The 18,521-nt window shown below is 54.8% G+C and carries 13 protein-coding genes; 10 read left to right on the forward strand and 3 right to left on the reverse strand.

From position 1 onward, the window contains the following. The first annotated feature begins 12 nt into the window (after nt 1–12). The 8 genes from rpsI (at nt 13) to BFG58_RS12625 (ending at nt 7,655) form a co-directional block, all read left to right on the forward strand. Complete coding sequence (gene rpsI / locus BFG58_RS12580; RefSeq protein ID WP_003860436.1) at nt 13–405, forward strand: 30S ribosomal protein S9; 393 nt, start codon at nt 13–15, stop codon at nt 403–405. Between the two features lie 308 nt (nt 406–713). After that, the gene (sspA, locus tag BFG58_RS12595) at nt 714–1,352 is read left to right on the forward strand and encodes a stringent starvation protein SspA (protein WP_025756674.1); all 639 of its coding nucleotides are present in this window, start codon (nt 714–716) and stop codon (nt 1,350–1,352) included. 5 nt (nt 1,353–1,357) lie between these two features. After that, nucleotides 1,358–1,855 (forward strand): ClpXP protease specificity-enhancing factor, encoded by a 498-nt coding sequence (gene sspB, locus BFG58_RS12600; RefSeq protein ID WP_045355426.1) that lies wholly within the window; start codon nt 1,358–1,360, stop codon nt 1,853–1,855. A 447-nt stretch (nt 1,856–2,302) separates the two neighbouring features. After that, nucleotides 2,303–2,983 (forward strand): DUF1120 domain-containing protein, encoded by a 681-nt coding sequence (locus BFG58_RS12605; RefSeq protein WP_069719896.1) that lies wholly within the window; start codon nt 2,303–2,305, stop codon nt 2,981–2,983. A 120-nt stretch (nt 2,984–3,103) separates the two neighbouring features. Further along, complete coding sequence (locus BFG58_RS12610; protein WP_045910125.1) at nt 3,104–3,808, forward strand: fimbria/pilus chaperone family protein; 705 nt, start codon at nt 3,104–3,106, stop codon at nt 3,806–3,808. A 15-nt stretch (nt 3,809–3,823) separates the two neighbouring features. After that, nucleotides 3,824–6,238: a fimbrial biogenesis outer membrane usher protein gene (locus tag BFG58_RS12615; protein WP_069719897.1), complete on the forward strand. Its 2,415-nt coding sequence runs from the start codon at nt 3,824–3,826 to the stop codon at nt 6,236–6,238. Beyond that, nucleotides 6,235–6,795 carry a hypothetical protein gene (locus BFG58_RS12620; RefSeq protein ID WP_069719898.1) on the forward strand — a complete coding sequence of 187 codons (561 nt, stop codon included), beginning with the start codon at nt 6,235–6,237 and terminating at the stop codon, nt 6,793–6,795. Before BFG58_RS12615 ends, BFG58_RS12620 begins: the two co-directional genes overlap by 4 nt. 185 nt (nt 6,796–6,980) lie before the next feature. After that, nucleotides 6,981–7,655, forward strand: coding sequence for a DUF1120 domain-containing protein (locus tag BFG58_RS12625; protein WP_069719899.1), 675 nt, complete (start codon nt 6,981–6,983; stop codon nt 7,653–7,655). A 65-nt stretch (nt 7,656–7,720) separates the two neighbouring features. Here the strand turns inward: BFG58_RS12625 and gltD are convergent, their stop codons facing one another. After that, complete coding sequence (gene gltD, locus BFG58_RS12630; RefSeq protein WP_069719900.1) at nt 7,721–9,139, reverse strand: glutamate synthase subunit GltD; 1,419 nt, start codon at nt 9,137–9,139, stop codon at nt 7,721–7,723. 9 nt (nt 9,140–9,148) lie between these two features. Next, on the reverse strand, nt 9,149–13,609 hold the full coding sequence (gltB, locus tag BFG58_RS12635; RefSeq protein ID WP_069719901.1) for a glutamate synthase large subunit: 4,461 nt from the start codon (nt 13,607–13,609) through the stop codon (nt 9,149–9,151). Nucleotides 13,610–14,296: 687 nt separating this feature from the next. On the opposite strand from gltB, the gene BFG58_RS12640 reads away from it, so the two are divergent. Further along, a complete protein-coding gene (locus tag BFG58_RS12640) occupies nt 14,297–15,238 on the forward strand; it encodes a TIGR01212 family radical SAM protein (protein WP_139125313.1) in 942 nt (313 codons plus the stop codon). Here BFG58_RS12640 and BFG58_RS12645 read toward each other — a convergent pair. After that, on the reverse strand, nt 15,218–16,720 hold the full coding sequence (locus BFG58_RS12645) for a helicase HerA-like C-terminal domain-containing protein (protein ID WP_069719902.1): 1,503 nt from the start codon (nt 16,718–16,720) through the stop codon (nt 15,218–15,220). The two genes, BFG58_RS12640 and BFG58_RS12645, sit on opposite strands and share 21 nt — an antisense overlap. A gap of 137 nt (nt 16,721–16,857) precedes the next feature. Here BFG58_RS12645 and BFG58_RS12650 point away from each other — a divergent pair, with 137 nt between their 5' ends. Further along, nucleotides 16,858–18,498: a dihydroxyacetone kinase subunit DhaK gene (locus BFG58_RS12650; RefSeq protein ID WP_069719903.1), complete on the forward strand. Its 1,641-nt coding sequence runs from the start codon at nt 16,858–16,860 to the stop codon at nt 18,496–18,498. The last annotated feature ends 23 nt before the right edge of the window (nt 18,499–18,521 follow it).

Below are 18,521 nucleotides of genomic sequence, written 5' to 3' on the forward strand. Positions count from 1 at the left end.
GGATTATAGGCAATGGCTGAAAATCAATACTACGGCACTGGTCGCCGCAAAAGTTCCGCAGCTCGCGTTTTCATCAAACCGGGCAGTGGTAAAATCGTAATCAACCAGCGTTCTCTGGAACAGTACTTCGGTCGCGAAACTGCCCGCATGGTAGTTCGCCAGCCGCTGGAACTGGTTGATATGGTAGAAAAACTGGATCTGTACATCACCGTTAAAGGTGGTGGTATCTCCGGTCAGGCAGGTGCGATCCGTCACGGTATCACCCGCGCTCTGATGGAGTACGACGAATCCCTGCGTTCTGAACTGCGTAAAGCTGGCTTCGTTACTCGTGACGCGCGTCAGGTTGAACGTAAGAAAGTGGGTCTGCGTAAAGCACGTCGTCGTCCACAGTTCTCCAAACGTTAATCCATTCTGCTTACGCAGAACGATTGGCGAAAAACCCGCTTCGGCGGGTTTTTTTATGGATAATGCGCAGGTTATCCACAATATCCATGCATATATCTTCTCTTTTTCCACATTTCCAGAATCCCCTCACCACAAAGCCATCAAAATCTGGTAAACTATCATCCAATTTTCTGCCCAAATATCGGTGAATACTCGATTTTTGTTCGATTCTTGAACAATGTGTCTTCTCTGGGATGGGCGATACAACATCTGGCTGGCCCCTGTTGGGCTGGTAGCAGTAAAAATTCTGAATATACCTGGAGGTTTTCATGGCTGTCGCTGCCAACAAACGTTCGGTAATGACGCTGTTTTCTGGTCCTACTGACATTTATAGCCATCAGGTTCGTATCGTGCTGGCCGAGAAGGGTGTCAGTTTTGAGATCGAGCATGTGGAAAAGGATAACCCGCCTCAGGATCTGATCGATCTCAACCCGAGCCAAAGCGTACCGACGCTGGTGGATCGCGAGCTGACCCTGTGGGAATCCCGTATCATTATGGAATATCTGGATGAGCGTTTCCCACATCCGCCGCTGATGCCTGTTTACCCTGTTGCGCGTGGTGAAAGCCGCCTGTACATGCAGCGTATCGAGAAAGACTGGTATTCGCTGATGAACGTGATTACCAGCGGATCCGCTGCCGAAGCCGACGCTGCGCGTAAGCAACTGCGTGAAGAGCTGCTGGCAATCGCCCCGGTGTTTGGTCAGAAGCCGTTCTTCCTGAGCGATGAGTTCAGCCTGGTAGACTGCTACCTGGCACCGCTGCTGTGGCGTCTGCCAACCCTGGGCGTAGAGTTCAGCGGTCCTGGCGCGAAAGAGCTGAAAGGCTACATGACTCGCGTATTCGAACGCGACTCTTTCCTGGCATCTTTAACTGAACCGGAACGTGAAATGCGTCTCGGCCGAGGCTAATGACTGTGGAAATGTCACAACTTACCCCACGCCGTCCGTATCTGCTGCGCGCCTTCTATGAATGGCTGCTGGATAACCAGCTCACGCCGCACCTGGTTGTGGATGTGACGTTGCCGGGCGTGCTTGTTCCAATGGAATACGCACGTGACGGACAGATCGTACTGAACATCGCCCCGCGCGCGGTGGGTAACCTGGAACTGGCGAACGATGAAGTGCGCTTCAACGCGCGTTTCGGCGGCGTACCGCGTCAGGTTTCCGTGCCGCTGGCCGCTGTGCTGGCTATCTACGCCCGTGAAAACGGGGCGGGTACTATGTTTGAGCCGGAAGCGGCGTATGATGAAGAGGTTGCCAGCCTGAATGATGACAATGCATCTGATGAGCGCGAAAGCGACACGGTGATGTCACTTATCGATGGCGACAAACCCGATCATCACGACGACAATGACCCTGATGACGATCCGCCTCCGCGCGGTGGTCGCCCGGCGCTACGCGTCGTCAAATAAATCCCTTTGTTGTCCGTTTATAAAAGCCAGTGATTCACTGGCTTTTTTCTTTATATCCATCAACCGCTGCAACATTTTTAAATAAGCATTGTTTATATCTCTTATTTCTTTATTGTCTGGTTAATAATTAACTAGATTTATAAATGGTGTGAATCAATGAGGTGTAAAGTAATATCAAAGCGCTGAGAAAAGTAAAGTTAAATTCAGAGTAGTATTCTTTTTTTGATGTTAATCTCTTTTTTAAATGGGTAATTCCTTAATAAATTAAGGAAAAGATCAGTTTTTCGTTATCCTTAATAGAATCGTTAATTTTGCTAAATTGCATGTATTTATAAAAACAATACTATGTGCACATGCTGACAAGCATGACGACAATCAGTAACTGGTAAAGGTATTTATCATTACTAGATTAAATATTGCAATTACTCATATGTTAAGGATTAACAAGTGAAAAAAGTTTTACTCGCGACTGCGCTTTCTCTGTGTGTGACATCAGCATTTGCTGCAGACCCTTCAGCGGTACTGAAGGTTAAAGGTACGCTGACCAATGCAGCATGTACACCCGTTCTGAGCAACGGTGGTACTGTTGACTACGGTACAATCAAGCTGGGCGATCTGAGTGCGACTGCAACCAACCAGTTGGGCCAGAAAAATATCGACCTGACCATTAACTGCACTGCGGCAACAAAAGTGTCCTGGAATATGGTAGACGACCGCGTGGATTCTAACGCGAACCTGACTGTAACAAACGGTCAGTTTGGTGGTGGCTCTCAAGGTAGCGGCACTGGCCAAACTTACGGTGTGGGCAAAACCGAAGGTGGCGTTAACATCGGTACTTACGCTATGTTTGTTAAAGCAGACAGCGTAACGGCTGATGGTGCTGCGGCAGATCCAATCTATCAGCAGAACGCAACGGGTAACTGGACCAAAACCACCAATGGTTCTACTCAGGGCAGCCATATTCGTGACTTCACCGTCGCGTCTACGGGTACTCTGGACCCGCTGGCTTTCCAGACCGCGACCTTCCCACTGGTGACCTCACTGGCTGTTCAGAACACCGCAACTCTGGCGATTACCGATGATACTCAGCTTGACGGTCAGTTGACCATCAGCCTGCGTTATCTGTAAGACTTTATTGAGTAAAAGTAATTTTAAAATAATCCAGAGAGTGAATGTTCTGCATTTACTCTCTTTTTAACAGCGCGATAAACATGGAATGTTCTGTTGGGCTATCAAGGAGATAATATTATGCAATGCGTAAAATCGAATATATTTAAAACACTTTTCACCCTCGCTTTATTTTCTACCCATTTTGCAGTACATGCAGAAGGTATGGTGCCGGAAACCAGCCTGCTGATTATTGATGAAGCCACGCACAGCGGTACCATCAACGTAAAAAATACGGATTCACACCCATCCCTTTTATATACGAACGTGGTTGACCTGCCGGATGATCAGGGGCTTAAGCTGATCGTCACGCAGCCTGTAGTTCGCCTTGAACCCGGTCAAACGCAGCAACTTCGTTTTATTTTGCAAAGCAAGCAACCGCTGGACGTTGAGCATTTCAAACGCGTAACGTTTGACGGCATTCCGCCAAAAAATGACGATAAAAAAATTAAAATTGGTATTAACATCCGCCAGGATATTCCAGTGCTAATACGCCCGGCTACGCTGGGGGTTGTGACGGACGCATGGAAATACCTCAAATGGTCAACCGTCGGGTCGTCTGTAAAAGTCACCAACCCAAGTAAGTACGTTGTCCGTCTGGCGCAAAAAGTCGTATTACAGCCTTCAGGCGCAAACGCCACGCTTTCCAAAACTTACCTTCTGCCAGGTGAGACGATGACGGCTGCGTTGAATAAAACAACCAGTGGTGACAGCCACGTTAAATTTTTCCCGGCCAGCCGCTATGGCGTTGAAGTGCCGAGCTTTACCTCTGAATTAAATAAATAAAATAGGGATAAAACGGTGAATAAAAAAAGCCGTATTGCACTTTGTGTCCGCGCAGTTCTCTGCGGCACCTTGCCTCTGATGATGTTTGACTCCGCTTCCGTACTCGCAAGGGAAGTGACGTTTGATACGGGAGTAATGAAAACGCTGGGGTTAACGAGCGATTTGAACCATTACTTCGCTGAAGCACCGCGTTTTCTGCCCGGAACCCATTCCGTGAACGTCAAAGTGAATGGTGAAGATCGCGGCATGGCCGCCGTCCGTTTCGATAAGGACGGCGTGCTGTGTTTTGATAACGATCTGCTTGATTTCGCCGGTCTTATGCCGGTTCCGCTGAAGGCAGGCGAGGCGTGCCATGACATCCGTGACGATTACCCGAAAGCGGTGATCAACGCGTTGCCAAACCAGGAAGCCGTTGAGTTATACCTGCCGCCTGAAGCGGTAAACAGCCTGTCGTCGGATATCCGAAACTTCCAGCACGGCGGTGCCGCCGGGATGCTCAACTATTCGCTGTTTAGTACCCGTAACGAATATGGCGGTAGCGACAATTCCCGCTATTCGCAGGCCAATCTGGAAGCGGGTTTCAACGCTTTTGACTGGTCGCTTCGCAGTAATTACATCCTGACGGATGACAATGGCAAGAAAAATGCCGACAGCATTTACACCTACGCGGAGCATGTTTTTGTCCCGCAGAAGTTAACCATGCAGGTCGGTGAAATTAACGCCCTGTCTAATGTGTTGAGCGGCATACCCATTACCGGCATCCAGCTTATGCCGACCAACGGGCTGACAAGAGACGGTAGCGGCGTCAGCGTGTCCGGCATTGCCCGTTCTTCCCAGGCTCGCGTGGAGATTCGCCAGAATAATCAGCTGATTTTCAGTACGCTCGTGCCCGCGGGGCCATTTACGCTGGATGACGTCCCGATTGCGCGTAACAACGTCGATTTGGACGTTTCCGTCGTGGAGTCTGACGGCTCAACGAATCACTTTATTGTTCCTGCAGCTGCCGTGAAGCAGCGCAACCTTTCACGCCCGCAGGGGCTTACCGTGTCAGCGGGTCAGGTGCGCAGCATCGACAGCGACTACAGCGATCCGCTGGTGATGAACGTGTCCGACGGCTGGCGCATTTTCCCGTGGATGAACCTTCTGGCCTCCGGTACTGCGGCTCAGGATTACCAGGCGGCTGGCGGTCGCACCGATTTTCTGATCAACGACCTCTGGTCTGTTTCCACGACGGTTGCGGCAAGCCAGGAATCGTTTGGTGACAGCAACAGTGGCCTTAAAACCGAGCTGGGAAGCGACCTTACGCTTTCCTCCCATGTCTCGCTTTCCACCAGCGCGACGCACTACAGCGGCGGCTATCGTGAGATGGCAGAAGCAATGGACGACGATTACCAGGGATACGATAACGCCTATTCCGGCAGCGTACATTTTTCATCCGATCTGGCAGGCGTTTTCTCAGCAGGCTTCAACTACAACCAGAGCAGCGGGGACTATGAAGATTCCCGCTATCTGCTTCTGTCGTGGGGTAAGACGTTCAAATATGCCAGTGTGACTGCCAACTGGCAAAGCGCTGTGGGCAACGTCGATGACGACCAGGATGATGAAATGCTGTACATCAACGTCAGCATTCCATTGAGTCCAGGGCAATCTGTGAGCACCTACATGCGCAAGCAGGGCGACAATACCACTTACGGTGTCGCCAACAGCGGCTCGCTGGGCGACAACACGCACTACTATATCGCCGCGGATCGTGACCAGTCCTCCAGTGATAATAGCTTCAACGGTAACATTAACACCAACCTGCACTATACCCAGCTGAGCGTGGGTGGCGGCACCAGCGGTGATAATCAGCGTAACTATAACGCCACCCTGGCGGGCGGCATCGCTATGCACAAAAATGGCGTGACGTTCTCGCCGTATGCGATTCGCGAAACCTTTGCCATTGCCAGACTGAGCGAGAAGAAAAGCGGGGTAGAAATCGCCACGCCACAGGGTACGGTCTGGACCGATGCCTGGGGGCAGGCGGTCGTACCTTCGCTTAACGAGTGGCGCAATTCGCGTATTGAAGTGGATGCCAACAAGCTGCCGCAGAATATGACGCTGGCAAACGGCACCCGATATATCGCCGCAGGTCACGCTTCAGTCAGCGAGCTTGACTTCAGGGTGCTAAACAGCCGTCGCGTGATGCTGCGTATGAAGCAAGCCGATGGTCAGCCGCTGAAAAAAGGGCTGACGATCGTGGATGAGAAGGGCAACTACATTGTTACGGTCGTTGATGATGGTCATGTCTTTATCAACGATGCGGATCAGCTATCGGCGCTCTACGCCATGGATGCCAACAACAATCGTCTGTGCAAACTCGATTTCGCTCTTCCAGAGAAACGCGATGAAGATGCCTTCTATGAAGAAGTAAACGGAGTATGCCGATGAATTATCAACAAACAGTTGGATTAACCGCGCTGGGGATACTTTTCTTCGCGGCGACTGCACATGCGGAAGATTGCCAAATAACGCTCTCGCAGCCAGTGGTGGATTACCACGAAATGCGCCGAGATAATATCGATAAAACCCAGCAGAACTGGCACAAAATGGCGGACCGTACCCTCAACGTTAACGTTTACTGTCCGCAGCCGCAGCAAATGGCGGTGTTGCTGCAGGGGACGGCAGGCGATAAAGGGCGCTTCACATTCGGCCAGTCTGGCGGGATGGCGGTGAAAATCGATGAGATGACCGTCGATGGTAAAAATTTTACCGTCGGTAAAACGGTCGACCAGCTCAATTTTACTCCGCAAAGCGGCACCCCTTCGCCGTTTTATGTGCGTAATAATGAAGCGGTTATTGCGGTTGATAATAATCAGGTGCCTTCAGGCCAGCAGATGAATTTCCGGGTGACGCTATCACCCGTGCTGGATGACAATGCGTTTAGCCGCATCACCGATCAAACCGCACTGGAAAGTGATTTAACCTGGACCCTGCTGACGAAGTAGCGGTTCGGGTAATAAATAAAAATCATGAAGAGAAAATAAGCTTCATTATTTTTATGGTCGATGAAATGAATATTTTTATCCTTTCTGATAAGTGAATGCGTTGGGAGGAAAGATATATATTCATTTAACGGCATGAATGCCGTAATTGGTTTGTTATAAATAGATTAAACGTTAAGGATTAACGAATGAAAAAAGTATGGCTTGCAACTGTTCTGTCTCTTTGTGTCTCTTCTGCATTTGCAGCTGACCCGAGCGCCGTTTTGAAGTTAAAAGGTACGTTAACTAATGCGTCCTGTACCCCAACGCTGAGCGGCGGTGGCACCATTGACTACGGCACCGTCAATCTGGGCTCGCTGAGCGCCACCGCAGTTAACCAACTGGGACAAAAAGACTTCTCCCTGACGATTAACTGCCAGGCGCCTGTCAAAGTGGGCTTTAGCGTGAATGATGACCGTAGCGGCACGGCGGCGAATGTGGTCGTTAAAAACGGTACCGTAGCCGGTGTTGACGTCCTCCAGCCGGTAAACCTGTTTGGCGTGAATACCACGGCAGGCAACGTGAAGATTGGTAACTACAGCATGTTTGTTAAAACCGACAGCATAACGGCGGATGGTAACGCAGTCGGGGCGACCTATAGCTCTGATAATGGAACGTCCTGGTCTAACGTGGGTTCGCTGATGCAGAATAACGCCAGTGAAATTGTGACTGTTGCAACCACCGGAGAAACGGCACCATTGGCCTTTACTCAGGCCGTTGTACCAATGGCTATTTCGCTTGCGATTCAGGACACCACGACGCTGGCAATTACCGATGATACTAGCATTGATGGGCAGGCAACTTTTACGCTGAAATATCTGTAATTTATATTTTAATTACGCTTTATTTAGCAAAGGGAATAAACTGGAAGGTTTATTCCCTTTTTTTCTTACACTTCCAGGTAATTCAGTATACCGTCAGCCGCCTTGCGGCCTTCGGCAATCGCCGTCACCACCAGGTCGGAACCGCGAACGATATCGCCACCGGCGAAGATTTTCGGGTTGCTGGTCTGGAACGCGTTATCGCTACCTTCTGGCGCAATAATACGGCCTTGTGAATCCAGCTCAACGCTATGCTTCGCCAGCCATTCCATGCTGTGAGGACGGAAACCGAACGCCATCACCACGGCGTCGGCCGGGATCACGTGTTCAGAACCGGCCACGATCTCGGCGCGACGACGGCCTTTCGCATCCGGTGCGCCCATCTCGGTACGCGCCATCTTCACGCCGCTCACTTTACCGTTGGCATTCACTTCAATACCCAGAGGCTGGATGTTGAACTGGAACTCCACGCCCTCTTCACGCGCGTTTTTCACTTCGCGCTTAGAGCCCGGCATGTTCTCTTCGTCACGACGGTAGGCGCAGATCACGTGTGCCGCATTCTGACGAATGGAGGTACGCACGCAGTCCATCGCGGTATCACCGCCGCCCAGCACAACCACGCGTTTGCCTTCCATGCTGACGAAAGGCTCATCGGCGGTTTCGCCGTAGCCCATGATCTGCTTGGTGTTGGCAATCAGGAACGGCAGCGCGTCGTACACGCCCGGCGCGTCTTCGTTCTCCAGACCGCCGCGCATGGACTGATAGGTGCCCACGCCCAGGAACACGGCGTCGTAATCCTTCAGCAGGTCGTCGAGCTGCACGTCGCGGCCCACTTCCACGTTCAGTTTGAACTCAATGCCCATGCCGGTGAAGATTTCGCGGCGACGGGTCATGACCTCTTTTTCCAGCTTGAAGGCCGGGATACCGAAGGTCAGCAGGCCGCCGATCTCCGGATGACGGTCAAAGACCACCACCTTCACGCCGTTGCGGGTCAGCACGTCCGCACAGGCCAGGCCCGCCGGGCCCGCACCGATAATCGCCACGCGCTTGTCGGTTTGCTTCACGCCGGTCATGTCCGGACGCCAGCCCATCTCAAACGCTTTATCATTGATGTAGCGCTCGATGTTGCCGATGGTCACCGCGCCGAACTCGTCGTTCAGCGTACAGGAACCTTCGCACAGACGGTCCTGAGGACACACGCGGCCGCACACTTCCGGTAGGGTGTTGGTCTGGTGAGAGAGCTCGGCGGCTTCGAAAATACGTCCTTCGTTGGCCAGCTTCAGCCAGTTCGGGATGTAGTTGTGTACCGGACATTTCCATTCGCAGTAAGGGTTACCGCAGGACAGGCAGCGGTCTGCCTGTGCTTTGGCCTGGCCTTCTGAAAACGGCTCGTAGATTTCAACAAATTCAATTTTACGGATCTTCAGCGGTTTCTTTGGCGGATCAACACGCTGCAGGTCGATAAACTGGTATACGTTCTGGCTCATCTGAATTCCTTACTGCGCCTGCACGCGCAGCTCTGCTGCGCTACGACTACGGTGACCCAACAGGGCTTTAACATCGCTGGACTTCGGCTTAACCAGCGCGAATTTCGCAGAGAACGCCGGCCAGTTCGCCAGGATCTCTTCGCCGCGCGAAGAACCGGTATGCTGCACGTGTTCGGTAATCAAACCGCGCAGATGTTCTTCGTGGATAGCCAGCGTGTCAACGTCCAGCACTTCCACCAGCTCCGGGTTCACGCGTTTGCGGAACTCACCGTCTTCATCCAGGACGTAGGCAAAACCACCCGTCATGCCTGCGCCGAAGTTCACGCCGGTTTTACCCAGAACGCAAACAATCCCGCCCGTCATGTATTCACAACCGTTATCGCCAATGCCTTCCACCACGGTGATGGCACCGGAGTTACGCACCGCAAAACGCTCGCCCGCACGACCTGCTGCGAACAGACGACCGCCGGTCGCGCCGTACAGGCAGGTGTTACCGATAATGCTGGCTTCATGGCTGCGGAAGGCTGAGCCGACAGGAGGACGCACCGCCAGCAGACCACCCGCCATGCCTTTGCCGACGTAGTCGTTGGCATCGCCGGTCAGGTACAGCTCAACACCGCCTGCGTTCCACACGCCGAAGCTCTGACCCGCGGTACCGCTGAAGTGCGCGGTAATCGGATCGGCCGCCAGCCCCTGGTCACCGTGCGTTTGCGCGATGTAACCGGAGAGGGAGGCACCCACGGAACGGTCGGTGTTGCGGATATCAAACCAGAACGTTTTGCTCTGCTTGTCGTCCACATACGGCTTCGCCTGCTGCAACAGCTGCGCGTTCAGCACGCCGTTATCGAACGGCGGGTTGTTCTCGGTGCAGTAGACCGCTTTGCCAGGATGCGGCTGCGCGGTTTCCAGCAGCTTGCTCAACTCCAGCTTCTGCTGCTTGGCGGTGAAGCCTTCCAGCTCTTTCAGCAGGTCGGTGCGGCCAATCAGGTCTACCAGACGCTTCACGCCCAGCTGCGCCATCAGCTCGCGGGTTTCGCGGGCGATGAACTCAAAGTAGTTGGTCACTTTGAACGGCAGGCCGTGATAGTGGTTCTTACGCAGCTTCTCGTCCTGGGTTGCAACGCCGGTTGCGCAGTTGTTCAGGTGGCAAATACGCAGGTATTTACAGCCCAGCGCGACCATTGGACCGGTACCGAAACCGAAGCTTTCCGCACCGAGGATCGCCGCCTTGATAATGTCGAGGCCAGTTTTCAGACCGCCATCCACCTGCAGGCGGATCTTATGACGCAGACCGTTAGCCACCAGCGCCTGCTGGGTTTCCACCAGGCCAAGCTCCCACGGACAGCCTGCATATTTCACGGAGGAGAGCGGGCTTGCACCGGTACCACCGTCATAACCCGCGATGGTGATAAGGTCCGCATAGGCCTTCGCCACGCCGGTCGCGATGGTGCCGACGCCCGGTTCGGAAACCAGCTTCACGGAGATCATCGCCTTCGGGTTGACCTGCTTCAGGTCGAAAATCAGCTGCGCCAGGTCCTCGATAGAGTAGATATCGTGGTGCGGCGGCGGGGAGATCAGCGTCACGCCCGGTACCGAGTAGCGCAGTTTGGCGATGTACGGCGTGACTTTATCACCCGGTAACTGACCGCCTTCGCCCGGTTTCGCACCCTGAGCGACCTTAATCTGAATCACGTCGGCGTTGACCAGGTACGCTGGCGTCACGCCAAAGCGGCCGGATGCCACCTGCTTGATACGAGACACCTTGTTGGTGCCGTAACGGGCCGGATCTTCACCGCCTTCGCCGGAGTTAGAGTTACCGCCGATGCTGTTCATGGCTTCCGCCAGCGCTTCGTGGGCTTCCGGGCTCAGGGCACCGATGGACATCGCCGCGGTATCGAAGCGTTTAAACAGTTCGGATGCCGGCTCAACGTCGTCAATGCTGACCGCTTCATCACCCGGATTCAGGGCAATGAGGTCGCGCAGCGTTGCCGCCGGACGGTTGTTCACCAGCTCAGCATACTGCTGATAATCACGGTATTCGCCGCTCTGAACCGCCTGCTGCAGCGTGCGCACCACGTCCGGGTTGTAGGCGTGGTATTCGCCGCCGTGAACGTATTTCAGCAGACCGCCCTGATCCAGCGGCTTACGTGCCAGCCAGGCGCGTTTGGACAGGTTCACCAGATCCTGCTGGAAGTCAGCAAAACCGGCGCCGCCGATGCGGCTGACCACGCCCTGGAAGCAGAGGTTGGCGACTTCGTCATGCAGGCCGACCGCTTCAAACAGCTTCGAGCAGCGGTAGGAGGCAATGGTCGAGATGCCCATTTTGGACATGATCTTGTACAGACCTTTGTTGATGCCGTTACGGTAGTTCAGCATCACCGCGCGGTAATCTTTGTCGATCGCGCGTGTATCCACCAGACGGGCCAGCGTTTCGTAGGCCAGGTACGGATAGATCGCCGTCGCGCCAAAGCCCAGCAGCACGGCAAAGTGGTGCGGATCGCGCGCGCTTGCGGTTTCAACAATGATGTTGGCGTCGCAGCGCAGGCTCTTATCGACCAGACGCGTCTGGATAGCGCCCACCGCCATCGGGGCCGGTACCGGCAGACGGTTTTTCGCGATGTTGCGGTCGGACAATACCAGCAGCACGGTACCGTTACGCACCATCTGTTCGGCTTTGTCACACAGCGCATTCACCGTCTCTTCGAGGCTCGCCTCGTTCACGTCGAAGGTAATATCGAGCGTGTCGGCGCGGTAATGCTCCTCTTTCATGGTGGTGAGCTGTTTGAAATCGGAGTACAGCAGGATCGGCGATTTAAAGGTCAGACGGTGCGCCTGGCCTTCGGCCTCGCAGAAGACGTTCATCTCGCGACCGATGCTGGTGGCCAGCGACATCACGTGTGCTTCACGCAGCGGATCGATTGGCGGGTTAGTCACCTGCGCGAACTGCTGACGGAAGTAGTCATAGATGATGCGCGGCTGGCTGGAGAGCACGGCAAACGGGGTATCGTCACCCATCGAGCCGACCGCTTCCTGGCCGTTTTCACCGAGCACGCGGATGACGGAGTCCAGCTCTTCCGCGCTGTAGTTAAATTGCTTCTGGTAGCTGGCGAGGGTGTCATCGTCCAGCTCGCGGCTGCCCACTTCTTCGTCCGACAGATCTTCAAACGGCACCAGACGACGCACGTTTTTCTCCATCCACTCTTTGTACGGGTGGCGGCTCTTCAGATCGTTGTCGGTTTCGGCAGAGTGCAGGATGCGCCCACCGCGGGTGTCGATCACCATCAGCTCGCCCGGACCGACGCGGCCTTTCTCAACCACTTCGTCTGGCTGGTAATCCCAGATGCCGACTTCAGAGGCACAGGTGATGAGCTTGTCTTTGGTGATGACGTAGCGCGCCGGACGCAGACCGTTACGGTCCAGGTTACAGGCGGCAAAACGACCGTCGGACATGACGATGCCCGCCGGACCATCCCACGGCTCCATGTGCATGGAGTTAAAGTCGAAGAACGCGCGCAGCTCAGGATCCATATCCGGGTTGTTCTGCCAGGCTGGCGGCACGAGCAGACGCATAGCACGCACGATATCCATCCCGCCCGCCAGCAGCAGTTCCAGCATGTTATCCATCGAGCTGGAGTCCGAGCCGGTTTCGTTCACGAACGGCGCGGCATCGTGCAGATCGGGGATCAGCGGCGTCTGGAATTTATAGGTACGGGCGCGGGCCCACTGGCGGTTACCGGTGATGGTGTTGATCTCGCCGTTGTGCGCCAGATAGCGGAACGGCTGAGCCAGCGGCCAGCGTGGTACGGTGTTGGTGGAGAAGCGCTGGTGGAACAGGCAAATGGCCGATTCCAGACGCAGGTCCGCCAGGTCCAGGTAGAAGCGCGGCAGGTCAGCCGGCATACACAGACCTTTATAGATGTTCACCAGGTTAGAGAGGCTACAGACGTAGAACTCTTTATCGTCCTGGAGACGTTTTTCAATGCGGCGGCGGGCAATAAACAGACGGCGTTCCATATCACGCGGACGCCAGCCCGCAGGCGCGTTGACGAAAATCTGTTCAATACGAGGCAGCGAGGAGAGGGCGATTTCACCGAGCACCCCTTCGTTGGTTGGCACATCGCGCCAGCCGACAATCGACAGGGTTTCACGCTGAAGTTCTTCTTCGACGATGCGGCGTGAGGCGGCAGCCTTTTCAAGATCCTGATTCAGGAACAGCATGCCGACAGCGTAGTTTTTGGCTAAACGCCAGCCGCGCTCTTCCGCCACGATGCGGAAGAAACGATCCGGTTTTTGCAGCAGCAGGCCGCAACCGTCGCCGGTTTTACCATCGGCAAGGATGGCGCCACGGTGCTGCATACGGGCCAGTGCGTGAATAGCAGTACGCACTACCTTGTGGCTAGGTTCGCCTTCTATGTGGGCGATCAGGCCGAAACCACAGTTATCCTTCTCAAGGGATTTATCGTACAACATATCAGTGAACCTCCCCAGGCTCGTCGGGCTTCCCACTGAACTTTACCGTGGCGCACAGGCACAGAAAGAGCATGGCGACGGGGTTTGCGTTTCATACGCGGACCTCGCATTCGCCCTCTTTTTCATCCTTTCGCGCAGGTAAACAAGTTTGAGGACTTGCTTCAGAGGGAATCTCAATTACTGCATAAATATGATGAGCAGGCCGCTCATCCAGAAAGCTTCCAGCGGATTTCCAACTTATCGGGAATTGGTACACAGGTCAAATGGCAATCTTATTTATACAAAAATGTGCTAAAGAGGGATTATCTAATTGTATTTAAAGGTTATTTAACTAGTTTTACATTGATTGAATGCCCTGAAAGAGCGCAGCGGAGTGTGATCTGACTCACTATATGAAAGCGGTATTATCAATGTAGCGTGCTGAATAGCGGTTTTATAGCAGAATAATAATCTGGCATTGTCTGCAAACCCGCATAAACACACTGTTTTTCAGTGCTGGCGCTATAAATGAAAAAAACAATCAGAACATAAGGAAAAGTAATCACGTACGGCGTGAATGAAATTGCAGTAATCCTGAGTATTTATTCATATAGATAAAGGCCGTCCAGGGCGATTGATCCAGGTCATCGCCGACAGAGGCTAAAAATGGCAGGCTTGTCCCCTTTCTCCGGGACGGTCTATCAGATTATGCAGTTACAGAAATTAGTCAATATGTTTGGTGGGGATCTTTTGCAGCGGTACGGGCAAAAGGTTCATAAGCTGACGCTGCACGGCGGGTTTAGCTGCCCGAATCGCGACGGCACCATCGGGCGCGGCGGCTGCACCTTCTGTAACGTCGCGTCGTTTGCCGATGAAGCGCAGCAGCACCATTCTATCGCTGAGCAGCTTGCCCACCAGGCCAGCCTGGTGAACCGCGCGAAGCAGTATCTGGCCTATTTTCAGGCTTATACCAGCACGTGGGCGGAGGTGCAGGTACTGCGTTCGATGTATCAGCAGGCCGTCAGCCAGGCCAGTATCGTTGGGCTGTGCGTGGGAACGCGCCCGGACTGCGTACCGGACGCGGTGCTGGACCTGCTCAGCGAGTACAAAGAACAAGGCTACGAGATCTGGCTGGAGCTGGGCTTGCAAACGGCACATGACAAAACGCTGCACCGAATTAACCGTGGGCATGATTTTGCCTGCTACCAGCGCACCACGCGCCTGGCCCGCGAGCGCGGGCTGAAGGTCTGTTCGCACCTGATTGTTGGGTTACCCGGCGAAGGTCAACAGCATGGCCTTGAAACGCTGGAAAGGGTCGTTGAAACCGGCGTGGACGGCATCAAGCTGCATCCGCTGCACATCGTGAAAGGCAGCATTATGGCGAAAGCCTGGGAGGCCGGGCGGTTAAGCGGTATCGAGCTTGAGGACTATACGGTGACGGCGGGGGAGATGATTCGCCACACGCCACCGGAGATTGTCTACCACCGCATCTCGGCCAGCGCCCGCCGCCCAACGCTTCTGGCACCGCTGTGGTGTGAGAACCGCTGGACGGGGATGGTGGAAATAGACCGCTACCTGCAGGAGAACGGCGTACAGGGTTCGGCGCTGGGCCGCCCGTGGGTTCCCCGTTTACCTGCGACGGCCGCTTAACAAACTCCCCAGCATGCCGCGCACGATCTGATTGGTGACCTGTCGGGCTGCGCTTTTCGCCATGGTCTGCACCACGCCATCGCGCTTGCCGCCGCGCGGCCCGGTGCTGCCGAATAGAATGTCTTTGAGCCCACCGAGAATGCCGTCATCCACGGCGACTGATTGCCCTTTAGCGGCAGGTGCATCCTGCGATTCCGTTGTCGCCTGGACCCCTTTTTGCAGCATCTCGAACGCGGACTCGCGATCCACCTCGTCTTCATATTTCCCGTAAACCGGAGAGTGGTTAATCAGGCCGTTGCGCTCATCGTCGGTCACCGGCCCCATGCGCGAGCAAGGTGCAATGACCATGGCGCGTTCCACCACGGACGGGCTGCCCTTCGCATCGAGGAACGAGATCAGCGCTTCACCGGTGCCTAACGCCTGAATCGCCGCTTCGGTATCAAAGGCAGGGTTGGCGCGCATGGTTTGCGCGGCGGCTTTCACCGCTTTCTGATCTTTCGGCGTGAAGGCGCGCAGGGCGTGCTGTACGCGGTTACCAAGCTGACCCAGCACGTTATCCGGGATATCTGACGGGTTTTGCGAGACAAACCAGACGCCGACGCCTTTGGAGCGGATCAGGCGGATAACCTGTTCGATCTTATCCAGCAATACCTGAGGTGCATCGTTAAACAACAGATGCGCTTCGTCAAAGAAGAACACCAGCTTCGGTTTTTCCAGATCGCCTGCTTCGGGTAATTGTTCATAGAGTTCGGAGAGCATCCACAGCAGGCTGGCGGCGTAGAGTTTCGGCATCTGGTAGAGCTTCTCTGAGCTCAGGATGTTGATAATGCCTTTGCCACTGCTGTCGGTGCGCATCCAGTCTTTGATATCCAGCATGGGTTCACCAAAGAAATGTTCAGCGCCCTGTTGCTCAAGCGTCAGTAGCCCGCGCTGAATAGCGCCCACCGAGGCGCTGCTGATGTTGCCGTACTGGTTCTGGAAGGATTTGGCGTTATCGCCGATGTACTGCGTAATGGCGCGCAGATCTTTGAAATCAAGCAGCAGTAGCCCCTGGTCATCGGCAATGCGGAAGATAATATTCAGCACGCCGGACTGCACGTCGTTGAGGTTAAGCAGACGGGCCAGCAGCAGCGGGCCAAGATCGGAGACGGTGGCGCGTACCGGGTGGCCTTTTTCACCGAAGATGTCCCACACCACCACCGGGTTACCGTGCGGCGTCCAGTCCGTGATGCCAATATTCTTCAGCCGTTCGAGCAGTTTTTCAGAGGCCGTCCCTTCCTGAGCCACACCGGTTAAATCGCCTTTTACGTCAGCCATAAAGACTGGTACGCCAATCTCCGAAAGCGACTCCGCCAGCTTTTGCAGGGTGACGGTTTTCCCCGTCCCGGTCGCGCCGGTGATCAGACCGTGACGGTTCGCCATCGCGGGCAGTAAATAGAGCTCTTTTTCCAGCGTCCGGGCAATTAACAATGGTGTACTCATGATGCGCTTCCTCTCTTAGTCTTGGGTGGAGTATAGGCAACCTGATAGCAATTTGGTTGAGTAAATTCCTGACTTTGCGGCGCATTATCCAGCGCGGACTATGCTTTTGCATACGGTTCACAAAATAGTGGGAAACTATGTCCAGATTCTTCTTTAACGATCGCAAACAGCTGGTCAACGATGCCATTGAAGGCATACTGCTTTCTGCGCCACATGCCAATCTCGTCAAGCTTGATATCGATCCGGCCATCAGGATCGTCGCACGCGGCGACTGGGACAAAAGCCGCGTGGCGGTGATCTCCGGCGGCGGCTCAGGCCACGAACCCGCACACGCCGGGTTTGTCGGCAAAGGGATGCTGACGGCGGCAGTGTGCGGCGATCTATTTGCCTCGCCGAGCGTAGATGCGGTGCTGAATGCCATTGTCGCGGTCACGGGCGATCGCGGCTGTCTGCTGATCGTCAAAAACTACACCGGCGACCGCCTGAACTTTGGCCTGGCGGCCGAAAAGGCCAAACGCTACGGCCTGAAGGTGGAGATGGTGATTGTGGCAGACGATATCGCGCTGCCGGATAACAAGCAGCCGCGCGGTATTGCCGGTACGGCACTGGTGCACAAGATTGCGGGCTATGCGGCGGAGCAGGGGAAATCGCTGAGCGAGGTGCGGGATATTGCGCAACAGGCCTGCGATAACCTCTGGAGCCTGGGCGTGGCGATGCAAACCTGCAACCTGCCGGGCAGCGACGATGAAGAGGGGCGCATTAAACAAGGCCATGTCGAGCTGGGCCTGGGCATTCACGGCGAGCCCGGGGCTTCCGTGGTAGATACGCAAAACAGCAAAGCCATTATCGACACTCTGGTGACGCCGTTAAGCGCGCAGGCGGGTAAGGGGCGTTTTGCGGTGCTGATTAACAATCTTGGCGGCGTATCGGCGCTGGAGATGGCGCTGCTGACCAAAGAGCTGGCGCATTCTGCGCTGAAAGAGAGTATCGCGTACCTGATTGGCCCTGCGCCGCTGGTCAGCGCGCTGGATATGAAAGGCTTTTCTCTGACGCTGCTGAAGCTCAACGATTTCTTCGAAAAGGCGATTCACGCCGACGTCGAGACGCTGGGCTGGCAGAAGCCCGTCGCGTTTGCGCCACTGCGTACCGTGACGCATAGCGCCATTCATGACCGTGTGGAGTATACCCCCTCTGACAATCCGCAGGTGCGTGCGTTTGTCTCCTCCGTGTCGACAACGCTGATCCAGCTGGAAAACCGCCTGAACGCGCTGGATGCCAAGGTGGGAGATGGCGATACCGGCTCTACTTTTGCGCAAGGGGCGCGGGATATTGCGCAGCGCCTGGAGGAGAACGCGCTCCCGCTTAATGACGTGTCTAAGCTGCTGCTGCTGGTTGGCGAGCGGCTGGCTACGGTGATGGGCGGATCGAGCGGGGTGCTGATGTCGATCTTCTTTACCGCGGCCGGGCAAAAGCTTCACGATGGTCAGACGCTCCCGGAGGCCTTGCTCAGCGGACTTGCGCAGATGAAGCAGTACGGCGGAGCGGATCTTGGCGATCGCACGCTGATCGATGCGCTGCAACCGGCGCTGGAGGCGTTACAGAAAGGCAATATTCAGGCGGCAGCGCAGGCCGCGCAGCAGGGCGCAGAAGCAACGTCGAAAATGGCGAAAGCCGGCGCGGGACGCTCGTCGTATGTCAATAAAGAGAACCTGGATGGGGTGATGGATCCGGGAGCGGTCGCGGTAGCGGAAGTATTTAACGTATTGGCGCAGCAGTGAAAGTAGGCCGGGTAAGGCGAAGC

Origin of the sequence: Enterobacter sp. ku-bf2, assembly GCF_001742765.1 — a bacterium.
Classification (GTDB): Bacteria; Pseudomonadota; Gammaproteobacteria; order Enterobacterales; family Enterobacteriaceae; genus Enterobacter; species Enterobacter quasiroggenkampii.

Coding starts and splice junctions, on each gene's coding strand:
- sspA (WP_025756674.1), top strand. CDS start 714: ATGGCTGTCGCTGCCAACAAACGTTCGGTAATGACGCTGTTTTCTGGT.
- gltD (WP_069719900.1), bottom strand. CDS start 9,139: ATGAGCCAGAACGTATACCAGTTTATCGACCTGCAGCGTGTTGATCCG.
- BFG58_RS12645 (WP_069719902.1), bottom strand. CDS start 16,720: ATGAGTACACCATTGTTAATTGCCCGGACGCTGGAAAAAGAGCTCTAT.
- rpsI (WP_003860436.1), top strand. CDS start 13: ATGGCTGAAAATCAATACTACGGCACTGGTCGCCGCAAAAGTTCCGCA.
- BFG58_RS12610 (WP_045910125.1), top strand. CDS start 3,104: ATGCAATGCGTAAAATCGAATATATTTAAAACACTTTTCACCCTCGCT.
- BFG58_RS12620 (WP_069719898.1), top strand. CDS start 6,235: ATGAATTATCAACAAACAGTTGGATTAACCGCGCTGGGGATACTTTTC.
- BFG58_RS12625 (WP_069719899.1), top strand. CDS start 6,981: ATGAAAAAAGTATGGCTTGCAACTGTTCTGTCTCTTTGTGTCTCTTCT.
- BFG58_RS12640 (WP_139125313.1), top strand. CDS start 14,297: ATGCAGTTACAGAAATTAGTCAATATGTTTGGTGGGGATCTTTTGCAG.
- gltB (WP_069719901.1), bottom strand. CDS start 13,609: ATGTTGTACGATAAATCCCTTGAGAAGGATAACTGTGGTTTCGGCCTG.
- BFG58_RS12650 (WP_069719903.1), top strand. CDS start 16,858: ATGTCCAGATTCTTCTTTAACGATCGCAAACAGCTGGTCAACGATGCC.